Source organism: Moraxella ovis (assembly GCF_900453105.1).
Lineage (GTDB): Bacteria > Pseudomonadota > Gammaproteobacteria > Pseudomonadales > Moraxellaceae > Moraxella > Moraxella ovis.
In genome coordinates this window covers 1,372,623-1,385,133 of the sequence record NZ_UGPW01000001.1, presented here as the reverse complement: position 1 = coordinate 1,385,133, position 12,511 = coordinate 1,372,623, and the positions used below count along the sequence as shown (strand labels likewise).

5 protein-coding genes and 1 pseudogene are annotated in these 12,511 nt (G+C 42.0%); 3 read left to right on the top strand and 3 right to left on the bottom strand.

What is annotated here, in order from left to right; genetic code table 11:
- Positions 1 to 286 precede the first annotated feature (286 nt).
- The 3 genes and pseudogenes from DYD54_RS06610 to DYD54_RS06595 all read right to left on the bottom strand — a co-directional run bounded on the left by DYD54_RS06610 (position 287) and on the right by DYD54_RS06595 (position 1,995).
- A pseudogene (locus tag DYD54_RS06610) lies at positions 287 to 1,044 on the bottom strand (ISL3 family transposase).
- A 222-nt stretch (positions 1,045 to 1,266) separates the two neighbouring features.
- Positions 1,267 to 1,500, bottom strand: a complete 234-nt coding sequence (locus DYD54_RS06600; protein WP_063514252.1) for a transposase family protein — start codon at positions 1,498 to 1,500, stop codon at positions 1,267 to 1,269.
- A 282-nt stretch (positions 1,501 to 1,782) separates the two neighbouring features.
- Positions 1,783 to 1,995, bottom strand: a complete 213-nt coding sequence (locus tag DYD54_RS06595) for a hypothetical protein (RefSeq protein ID WP_063514251.1) — start codon at positions 1,993 to 1,995, stop codon at positions 1,783 to 1,785.
- Between the two features lie 221 nt (positions 1,996 to 2,216).
- Here DYD54_RS06595 and DYD54_RS06590 point away from each other — a divergent pair, with 221 nt between their 5' ends.
- From DYD54_RS06590 to DYD54_RS06580, 3 genes are all read left to right on the top strand, one after another.
- Entirely contained in the window at positions 2,217 to 3,176 is a 960-nt protein-coding gene (locus tag DYD54_RS06590) for an Arc family DNA-binding protein (protein ID WP_063514250.1), read from the top strand.
- A 430-nt stretch (positions 3,177 to 3,606) separates the two neighbouring features.
- Entirely contained in the window at positions 3,607 to 12,150 is an 8,544-nt protein-coding gene (locus DYD54_RS06585; RefSeq protein ID WP_115265743.1) for a two-partner secretion domain-containing protein, read from the top strand.
- On the top strand, positions 12,147 to 12,494 hold the full coding sequence (locus DYD54_RS06580; protein ID WP_063514246.1) for a hypothetical protein: 348 nt from the start codon (positions 12,147 to 12,149) through the stop codon (positions 12,492 to 12,494). Before DYD54_RS06585 ends, DYD54_RS06580 begins: the two co-directional genes overlap by 4 nt.
- Positions 12,495 to 12,511 lie beyond the last annotated feature (17 nt).

Here is a 12,511-nt window from a genome sequence, read left to right as displayed (position 1 = left end):
TATGTTCAAAACCGAGTTGGAACTCCAATGCCACCTATCCTAGCATAAGTTCTGATTCTTGCAAAATCTGGTGGAAGTTGAATGTCTGAAAATCTCTGACTTTTGCAAAACTTGGTTGAATGTGAAAAAACATAAGAACTTGATTGTGCGTACAAGAATAATTTTGGATTGAATTTTTGATAAATAATTTGATTGCTTGATGTAAAACAAGCCAGTGACTTACTGATTCACTGGCTTGTTTTGAATACCAATCATCTTTCTGGATGCTTTCACTTAAGATTTTTACCTAGTTACTCTTCTGAGGTTTTTTGTTGGCTTTATCTAAGCCTATCTGCCCATACAAGGCTCTAGCTCTGATCATTTCAAAACCATAACCTCTGCCCAATCGGTTGGCAAGCTTAATTAAACCATTGGCACATTCCGTGTAGCCATTGCTCACTTTAGTGGTGCTGTCCCAATAGCTGAAGGTCTGGGTAAAATGTCGTTTGACGATTTGTTTAAGATGATAAAACTCAGGCAGATGCACCCCTGTTACCTGCTCATCAATACTGTCAGTCCATTCAAAAAATGCCAACATTGCCGCATTTTTATCTTTAGCTTCATAAATATCAAAGAACTTCTCTTTTAAATAATAGGCAATCACAAGCTTTGGATATTCTTTGGCAAGTACTTCTAAGATTTTTAGGTCGTCAGAAGACAGCTGTGCTAATCGCTTAACCAACAGCCAGCGTAGATGCTTTTTTAATTGCTTGCGTCCTTTGGTGTCCAATTTATTTTGATGGGACTTTCTAATGCTCTCCAGGGCTTCGTTGGCGAGTTTAACAACATGAAATCTATCCAAAACCAAGTTGGCAGAGGGTAAGCATTTGGCACAAACATTTTAAAAGGCTGCCACATATCACTACAAACCGTATGAATACTCTCTTTATTGGGTAGCTGCTCAAAATAACTTTCAAGATAGGATTGTTTTCTGGTTGATAGGATATTGAACAATCTATGATGCTCAAGGTCTGTAAGCACATAGCGATACTCACCAGCAATCATCACTTCATCAATACCCAAAATACTTGGGGTAGGTCTTGGATAACTTTGTTCCAAGTAACTTAAATAGTCTTGTGCAATATTGCGAATAGTATTGACCGATAGGCCGATCTGCCTCAATAGTTCGCTAAAAGCAAGCCTAAAGCAGTGGTTTTGGATGTGCTGCACTAGCCTGTGGGCACACCTACGGTTTTCATCAACACAAACAATGCTGTCACTGAACACTTACTTGCATACTTTACAACGATAGCGACGTGCACTAATCTGTAATGTGGTGGGTTTCATGTACAGTGGCGTGTCTGTATAACAATATTCTCGGCTACCATGCTTGTATAAACCGCCACCACAATTGAGGCAGTTGACTAAATGATAAGTTGTTTTGGCATAGATAGTTACTGCTTCATCATGATTTTCAATGCGGACACTTTCAACATCAGCTAAGCTTAATAAGTCAATCATTTTTGTTTCCCTGTAAATAAATTTAAAAATAAAAAGAAAATTTTACAAAAAACTTAATTTAAGGATAACAAAGCCCTCTACAGGGCTTGACAAGTCAAACTCCGTTTGGGATAATGAGACTGTCCCGATTAAGACAATTTCATTATAAAAGCGCTACCAATTGCCGTTGGTGGCGTTTTTGCTTTATTATCCACAAAAATTTATGGCCAGTGCATAAGCTATCTCCCGTTACTCATTCTTTCTATTAGTCATTAAAAAGACACGCAAAAAGCGTGCCTAGTCCTATGCAGATGTAGAATGTATTGATCTGCTTATTTGCAAGTTGCAGGTAGTGACTGCAGATTCATGACGACTCTTTTCTTCATTAATAAGCTTGGCAATAAAGCCTGATAATGATTGAAAGTCATTGTCAGCTTGCTCTTTCGCCCAATCTTTCAAGTATATTGGTAGTTTTATGTTGCTCTGAGCAATCTGGCGATTATTTCGAACAGTCATATGATGCTCCTTATGTAGGTATGTCAACCGATTGTCTCATCATAAATGATCGATTGGTTATTGTCAAATAATTTTGTACCAATATATATTTTTTATTTTATTTATATATACCATATTGTACCATAAATATAAAATAACGGTATACAATGTAGCAAAAGTATATTAATTTTCACTCACTTTTTAGTATAATAAATTCATTTAAATCCAAAGGAGCTGTTCTTATGGCTGGTGATATTCAGGTGAATCTACGCATCCCACCTGACCTGAAACAAAAACTCTTAGAACAAGCAGAGTTTAACGGACGCTCGCTTAATCTTGAAATGAATTATCGCTTGGTCAATTCATTCTCTACCCCTAATGACAGCTATGCAGACATCATCCAGAAGATGGATGAGATTGTCGCTCGTCATCATAAAACCAAGCGATTAAGCGCCATTAAAGAGCGATTAAATATCGCTTTATTGGAATTGTGTAAAGTTCCGATAGTCAGACAGCTTACCCCTGCACGCATTGCTTATGAATTGGGTTATGAGCGTGCCGATGAAGTGGTTCGCTGGTTTGAAGGGGATTTTGAACCTACCTTTACCCAGCTTGAACAGCTGGCAGGTTATTTAGGCTGTGACGCCGCTTGGTTGATGTTTGATGAGGGCTGTCCATACCCTACTAAAAACAAAGACTTTAGCAATTTAAATACCGTCGAGGCGGTGGTTGAGTTTTGTTTTGAGCCAGAGGCGGGATTTGATGAGGTTCAAAAGGTTTCATTCATCCGAAATGACACTCACACAGGCGAGGTGCTGATCATCAAGCAATTTGATCAAAAGCACGCTCAGGTCTATATCACCAATATCCATCTAAGCGATGTTGTCGGTGCCACGGGTGCCAGAATGCAAGCTTTATTTGTACTGGCATTAAGATTTATTTGCAAAAGTAGTGAATACAAACATCGAGCCATGAGTTATGTATTTGACACAGATCGGTGCGAACAATTAAAACAAGGCATGCAGCATCCACTCAATCTGATGGCGCGCACCACCTTTATTTCATGGATGGATGATATTTGGGATCGGTATATGTATGAAAAACAAGATGCTAATTACTACTGGCAAGGTTATCGAGATTTGTGCTTTAGGGTGCAGACATATATCAATGAGGATGCTAGATTGAGAGCTTATTATGATTGATTCAAGTCGTGACAGCAAAGGTCAGGCAAATGGTCAAGATCGCCTAATGACCATCTAATCAGCAATTAAAGTTACCTGATTGTAACTGATGGATTTGATGATTGCAAGATGCTTTATTTAGATTTTATCATCATTTGATTTATCTTAAAAAAATTAAATCATTTTTTAAATATTGTGATTATAAATAGAGTTGCATAATAACCATAGATGCTGATTAGTATCATAAAACAAGAAGTGATTCGAGTATGCAGAGTAACTTTTAAATAAAGTTAAAAAACAAAAATTAAATTCTTAAATAGATAAGACTTTATTTTTAAGAATACCTGTGCTAATATCCACACAATATTACTGCTTTGTTACTAAAATAGGCAAACTGGCAGGTGTTTTGGCAAATTAAGATGATAATTTGGTAGTGTAAGTTAGGGGTGTTATGAACCGCTTTTGTTATCGCATCATTTTCAGTAAAAGCCTAGGCAGATTTGTGGTGGTTTCTGAAAAGACAAGATCAGAAGGCAAATCTGACAACCCTAGCGTGGGTGGTAGTACGCCAGTTTCGTCAACATCGCTTGGTTTTGGTGTTGGCTTTGGTTTAAAGACCCTTGCACTATCACTTCTGTTTGGTTTAGGTCTAACCGTGCACGCCAACACACCCACCACCATCACCGCTGACCCATCTGCCGATAAAGCCTTGCAGCCCATCATCCTGCCTACCGCCAGTGGCATCACTTCTGTCAATATCGCCACGCCTAATGCCAACGGCTTATCCAATAACCATTACAGCCAGTTTGATGTCGGTAGCACAGGTGCTGTATTAAATAACAACCGTAAAGCAGTCAATACCCAAATCGCAGGATATGTACAAGCTAACCCCTTTATGGCTCGTGGGGAAGCTAATACCATCTTAAACCAAGTCAATTCAAACCACCCAAGTCACTTAGGTGGTTTTATTGAAATTGCAGGTAAAAAAGCCGATGTCATCATTGCCAATCCATCAGGGCTTGTCATCAATGGTGCTGGCTTTATCAATGCTGGTAATGTCCATCTGGCAGCAGCAAACAGCCAAGTTAATCACGGGCAAGTGACAGGTTATGAAGTTGGCACAGGTCATATTGCCGCCCATGGCAAATTAAACCTACAAGGCACCGATTATGCCACTCTCATCGCCAAAACCGCCCAAATCCATGATGAGATTTATGCAGGCAAACAGCTGGATGTTATCTTGGGTGAAAACAGTGTGAATATTCAAGATGGCGATTTCACACAATTAACTGCCATCAATAAACAAACTAGCACATCATCCGCCAGTCAAACCACCAATAAGGAGCAACAAGGCACTACGCCAATCTTGGCATTGGACATTTCAGCGCTTGGTGGTATGTACGCTGGTAAGATTCATCTTGTCGGCACAGACAAAGGCTTTGGGGTTAATAATCAAGGGGTTATCACAGCAACCGGCAATGGAAGGCAGTTTGGCACAGGTACACTCACCTTGGATAGCCAAGGCAATCTTGTCAATACTGGTAAAATCCTAGCCAAAGACGCTGTCACCATCAACACACATGGTAGCACCACTCAAAACAACGGCACCTTGTTAAGTGAACAAGCTGATATCGCCATCAATACCGCAAGTCTTAATAACGCCGGTACCATCACCAGCACACAGACTGCCAAGATTGATGCTCAAAATAGCATTAAAAACCTTGGTAGTGTCTACGGCGGTGTTTTGCAAGTTCATACGGATAAGCTTAATAACACCGGTCAGCTGATCCAAACTGGTACAGGCAAGCTTGGTATCACCACCGATACACTCATCAACACTGATAAAGCTGTAATCGGTCAAAGCCTGTATGGACAAACCAGTATCCCCACACCTTCTACCCCAAGCAGTGATCAAAGTGCTGGCAGTATCAGCAGTGAGCCAGCAGATAATACAAATACATCAGGCGGTACAGGTAATTTGGGAACCAACCCACAACCACCTGCTTTAAGTGGCTCTGGTGTAAACACTCAAACCAAACCCGTCCCAACTGCTCGCGGTCATATCACTGCTACCACCAGCATTCACAACACCGGCAATCAAGCACTCATCACAGCCACAGGCGACATTAGTATCACCGCTAATCAGACCAGCAACACCAATCAAGCATCCATTGACGCACAAACCTTAAACACCAAGACTCTTACCAACACCAACAGTAAAATCGCCTTAGAGGATATTAATTGGCAATTAACTCGCTTTGACAACAGCAAAGGCAGCATCACTGCCAGAGATGGCATGGTGATTGACAGTGGTTCTGTCATCATCAACACAAGTGGCAGCTTAGCAAGTGGCGGTGATATGACACTCATCGCCAAAGACAGTATTATCAATCAAGACGGCACCATTACCGCAGTCAAACAAGCAGATATCACTGCCAAAGAGTTACAAAACGGTGGCACCATCACGGCTGATGCAATTGCCATTACGCAACAAGTGGACTATACCCATACCGATCAAGATAAGCTTGTTGCCAATCGCTTAGCGTTTACAACAAGTGGCAAGCTGATTAACCAAAGCCAATTAACCGCGGATCAAACATTAACACTGAATGCCAATTACATTGATAACACGCAAGCAGGTATTATCAATAGCGGCAATCACACACAGATTACTAGCCAAACAAACATCACAAACCAAGGCTTAATCAATGGCGATACGACCATTGTTAAAGCCGCAAACACCATCAACAACCAAGCTTTTGGTCGCATCTATGGCACACAGCTTGCGATACAGGCTGATACGCTGAATAATACACCAGCAAAAGCTACCAACCAACAAACCAATCAAGAAAATGATCATCATACAAGCCCTGTGATTGCCGCAAGAGAGCGTCTGGACATTGGTGTTAATCACTTAAACAACAACCCCAACCCTGACAGAGTAGGCAAATTCAACGAAGATTTCGACAATCAAGCTTTAATCACAAGCCTAGGCGGACTACACATTGGTGGCAGCCTAGATGACGACCATCATGCCACAGGCAAAGCACAGACAGTTGTCAATAAAGGTGCGACGATTGAATCGGCAGGACAGATGCAGGTTGACACCAAAACCCTGCTAAACACCAATGCTGATTTTAAAAAGCATACGGTTAAGGTAGACGCAGAATCTGTTTATGGACAAACGCTTTACCGCGCTCACGAACAAGCTGCCGCCATCCCCACCGCTCAAAAAAGCACTGATGTTGCTGATTTGGGTAAAAAGCCCATGGCAGGTTTATTTGACTGCCCTAAAGGCAGTGAGTGTATTGTCAATTATGATCACAACTCCCCCATCTGGTCATACTTTAAGATTGATGCACCCAAACAGCCCATTCCAGACATCAAAGCCAAAGATTTATTGGATGAGCCTAAGCTACCAAAGAATGAAACCGCTGAAAGTTGTGCGTTGGCAGAAGCAAGCAACCAAGCTTGCACACAGTATAATGAAGCATTGGCCAATTATACCAAGGTCATGGGTCCTTTATTAAAATGGCAAGAGGATAATGCTGCCTCCATTGAAGCGTTAGAACTGGCTATCAGGGAATATAATCGCCAATTTGCCACAAATAAAAGCGATGTTGATTTAGCCCTAAACATCTACACCACCGATGAAGCAAAACTTGGACCAACCAGCAAAAAAGGCGCACCAGATGGCGCTTTGTATGTCAAAGATGCCAGTGGCAATTTCCACTTTGTTACCGAAGAGGTGGATGTCATTACTACTGACTTTGTCGTCTATGAAGATAAAACCTTATCTTCTGACCCTGCTCGCATGGTGGCAGGACAAAATCTTGTTATACATGGCGACACTCTGATTAATGATAAAAGCCAAATGAATGCAGGCGCAGGCTTTTCAGTGATTGGCGATACTGTCATTCAAACACCTGACAATGGCTTGTATGGTGAAAAAACCAAAGTCACCGAAAATGGTCGCTTTACAAGATATACTGTACGCTCATCAGCTGGTGGTCGTCGTCATAAACGTGTACCTAATGGTGGTGGTAGCTTTACGCAATCCTTTGCGCCACTAGCAACATATGGGCTCCCCATCTTAAACGCTGCCATCAACAAAACCCCATCGGCCATAACATTTGACCAATCAGCCTTGACCAGTGGTGATGTGGAGACGGTGCTTGCTGCTCTAAAAGCCAATCAATCTGCCTTATCCCTTGATGCTAAGCAACAGCTATCAAAGCTGCTTGCTGCCAAAGCACAAGGACAAGCTGTTGATGAAGCAATCTTACCAGAGTTGACCAAGGTATTGTCTCAAAGCGTCAATACTAAACCAGCCTCTGTGATAAGTGCAGACTTCTCACAGCTGACCATCCCAAGTTCAGCCCTTTACATCATCAACGCTGACGACCCCAATCTGCCACTGGTTCAAACTGACCCTGTGTTCACCGATTACAAACAGTGGTTGTCATCTGACTACATGCTAAAAGCACTACAATCAGACCCAAATCACATCCATAAACGCCTATCTGATGGTTATGGTGAACAAGAGCGTATTAAAGATCAGTACTATCTACTGACAGGCAGACACATCAACACCGATTATCACAGTAATGAAGAAGCTTTTAAAGCTTTAATGGATAATGGCATCACGGCAGCCAAGCAGTTCGGCTACACGCTTGGCACCGCACTCACGCCTGATCAGATGGCAAACTTAACCACTGACATCGTTTGGCTGGTCAAACAACCAATTACGGTCGTCACCAAAGACAAAGATGGTAATAGCATCACCAAAACCCAAGACGCCTTAGTACCCAAGCTGTATCTAAGATCTGCCAACATCGCGACAGGCACGCTTAGTCCTGATGGTAGATACAGTACCGTCTCTGCCAGAAGCATTGATATGCAGCTGACTGGCAATTTGGATAACAATGGTAATGTCATTGCCAAAGGCACCATGAGCATCAAAGCAAACAATGTCACCAATGACGGCGGTATTTATGGTAACTTTGTCGCTGTCACAGCAGATAATACCATTGCCAATCATGGCACCATGTATGCAAACAGTGCCATGAGTCTAGATGCTGGCAATCAAATCATCAACCAAAGCCAAACAACCACTCATCACAACAAACAAGGGCAAAGCACTTCATCCAATACCGCCATCACACGCATCGCCACCATCCGTGTGGGAGATGGATTAAAAGACCAAACAGATGAACAGGGTAATCCATTAATCACCCTAAGTCTGCGTGGCAATCAGATCATCTATCAAGGTGCCACATCAGACAACACAGGCGGCAGTACCCACATGACCGCCGAAAATGGCATCGACATTGGCACTGTTACCGTAAGCAATCACATCAGTGCTGTGGCAGATGAGAATAATTACTTTAACTACAGCCAAACAACTGATGTGGGTTCAAACATCACAAGTCATGGCAACACCATCATCAGAACCACAGGTGAGTATGCAGACATTAACATCCAAGGCTCAAGTATGCAGTCGGGTGGTACAACTGCTGTTGTGGCAACAGGGGATGTTAGCATTAGCGAAGGTAGACAAACCGAGCGTGCAGAGAGTGCAAGTTTACACACTAACCGCCGCTTAACAGGCAGTAAAACTGAGCAGTCTGGCTTTGGACAGTACAGTGACAAGAGTCTAGTAAGTCAAGTTGGTGGCAATCAAGTTGTCATTCAAGGCGTAAACACCAGTCTAATCTCAACCGAAGTCTTGGCAGATAAGGACATTCTTATCAAAGCCGACAACCAACTGCTTATTGGTTCTGCCAAAGATAATGTGAGCGGTCATAGTAGCCACGAGGTCACAAAAAAAGGCTTATTTGCCACTTCGCCAACTTCTGTTACACTAGGCAAACAGCAAACTCGTCAGAACGATGCCTATGAGCACACCACCTACACAGGCTCATTGGTGGGTACCACAGGGGGTAACATCCGCCTTGAAGCTGGTGATGACATCAATATCATCAATAGCGACATCATCGCTCAAAAAGATGCGATTGATGCCAATACAGGTAATATTTTATTTAAAGCCCAAGCTGTAGACATCACAAGCCAAAATATCCAATCCAGCAATGAATCACACTTCTTACAAAAAACCACAGGCATTACCGCCAGTGTTTCAAGCAGTCTTGTTGGCGAGGTTCAAAGCCTAGAAACTCTAAAAGAATCTATCAATGACACCAACTCTCGCCGTGCCAAACTGATGGGCAGCTTGGCTGCTGTGTCTAAAGCACGCACCCTCACTCAAAATCTACAAGACGGTAAGCTCGGTAACATCAGAGCCCAAGCTACCATCGGCAGTCAAAGCACCAAAAGTGATAGCCACAGCCGTCAAGAAATGAATGACGCTGCCAATGTTTATGCTGAGGGTAATCTCATCTTTGATGTCAAAGGCAAAGGTGAAAACAGCACACTCACCGTCACAGGTTCAAACATCAGTGTTGGAAAAAATTTATACAATCTGGTCGAAGGCGATGTTACTTATCAAGCCTCAACCCAGACCAACACCCAAGACAGTCAAAACAGCAGCAAAGGTTGGGGTGCAGGTGTCTATGCCTCTGCCAATCTTAGCACCGATGGGCTGACCTCAAACTCTGCTGGCTTTACCATCAATGCCAACAAAGCAAAAGGCAGTAGCAGTGAAACAACCACAACCCACACCAATACCCAAGTCACTGTTGGCGGTACAACCGTCAATGACATTGGTGGCAGTCTTATCCTAGATGGAGCCAATCTTGATACCACATATCTAACAGGCACAGTAGGCGGTGATCTGATCGTCAAAAGCCGTCAAGATACCTACCAATACACTCATGATCAAAAACAAGCAGGATTTAGTGCCGATGTTGGCTTTAATGGCAAACCCCAAAGCTTTAGTATCAATGGCGGTAAAACCGATGTAGATGCCACCTACGCCCAAGTCACCCACCAATCAGGCATCACAGCCAAAGAGTCCACTCTAATCGTACAAGGACAAGGCAGCTTCACAGGTGGCCATCTCATCACCGATGCAGGTAAAAACCAAACCCAATTTGCCCAAGGCATCCAAACCCAAGGCATACAAAATCAGCTAAGTTATGGAGGCGATGCCATCAGTGTCGGCATTGGTATTGGTGCAGACACCAGCAATCCAAATGGCAAAGCCAAACCTACCCTACAAGGCTTAGGCTATGGTAAAATAACCCCAACCCACAAAACTTCCACCACCCATTCTGCCATCACCGACCAAGCAGGCCTCTCCCACATCAACACAGAAAACTTCAAACAAGCAGAAGTTCAAAACCAGCTTAATGAAATCATCACCAATGAGTTTAATAAAGAGCAAGCACTTAAAGAGCTTGGGGCTCAGACAGTCATTACCACAGAGTTTGGTGAAGAGGCTCCAAAACAAATTGGGGATTATGCCCAAGACAAAGAACTTAAACTACTTGCCCAAGGCAACACCCAAGAAGCCAAAAAATGGGCAGAGGGTGGTGTTTATCGTGTGGCGTTGCATACGGTTGTGGGTGCTTTGGGGACAGGTACTATTGAAGGTGCTGTCACCACAGGCTCTGTTGCAGCAGCTGCACCAACAATCAACAAACTGTCAGAACAAATAACTGAACAACTGGTAAAAGCTGGCATTTCAGAAGATACTGCACAAAATGCCACAAGTCTAATCACAAGTCTTGCCGTTGCAACCGCTACCCAATCAGCAGGTGTAGATACTTCAAGCACTGCCACAGCAGTGAATGTGGATGCGTTTAATCGGCAGTTGCATCCTGATGAGATTCGTTTTATCTTAAATGAGGATAGAGTAAAAAGATTTGCTGATAAATATGGTTTGAGTATTGAGGAGGCTAAAAAAGAGCTGGCAATTGTTGTTACAGCTTACCATGATTTAGAATGGGCGGAGGCATTTGAAAAAGATGGTAATAAATTAAATGTGTTGCATGGGGATCAAGATAGAGCTTTTGATTTTTTATACTACGATGAAGTTGTTCAAGACTATTGGCGTGTTCCCAACGAAACCAATAGCGGCATGAAGTTGTTTAAAGACGATTTAAGGGATAAGGTTCGTGAGGATTCTTTTAAAAATCTAGATGAGTTAATGCGGGCTGCAGCTCATGATCAGACTGTCAGGGAGTATATAGAATTAATATGGGTTAATAAAGATCCTGCATTGGCAGCTTATGAGTATAATAAAGGTGTTGGCAATGCTTATAACACAGCAAACACCAACCCTATTAAAACTACAAAACTCATACTGGATGACTTTATTAATTTAATTCCCAATATTATCAAATCTGCACAAAGCTCAGATATTGGACCTATAGACAGTGTTCGAGGGGTGGCTGATTATGAAAGGCTGTTGCAGTTGCAAGGTAATTATTATGACTACGGATACTTAAAAACATCTCAAGAGATAGAAAACTCTCAAAAAATATGGATGACAATGCCAGTAGCTGAGGTGTCAGCACTTGCAGCTAAAAAGGTTTTGCAGGGGAGGAATATTAGGCATACTAATAAGCCTGCCTCCACTCAAGAGAATAGTGTAAGAATTGAGAATAATGTAAATGCCGATAATGATAGTTTTACTCACATTTCGGATTTAATGAAAAAAGCTGAAAGTACTGGCTGGAAAAGTCCAGACGGCAGTATTATTTGGCCTCCTAACAATGGTATTGTACCACACTCGTCATTTAATACCACAATTCCAGTAGGGTCGAGACTAGATAGGTATGGCGGCACAGGCGATCGCTCCTCATATTTGGCCCCAGTAGATGTTCCTGTTGATGCCAGAGCTTTATCGCCAGATACCAATCTACTAATTAGAGATGAGTACATTGTACTTAAACCCTTGCCTGTAATACAAAGTAAGGTTATGCCTTGGTTTGGAAAAGAAGGTATGGGTATTCAGTATGAAACAAAAGAAGCAACAGGTTTTACAATCAAGCAATTAGAAGAGCTTAAGTATATAGAAAAGGTGGTAAAATGATTGACATCAATATAAATGAAAAATATCATAAGGGAGATTTTTTTCAAAAAAACGAAACTCTATTTCCTTATGATCAATATAAAATCATGATGAAAAAGAGTATAATACATAATCTACAAGGGGAACCTTGTGAAATTTTTGGAGAGAAAATAAACAACCCAAATAATCTCTACTACTGCCTAGACTCTTTGGATAATTGTATTGCTATCTCTGCATTTGAAAAAGGAGAGTATAATCTACTAGCAATTTTTCCTTTAATGAGTTTAACATCGGCATCAAAATATTTTACCGAGATTGTAACGGATGGTAGGGTTTGCATAAAGGATTTTGTATATATCCAATAAATCAATAAGAACAGTAG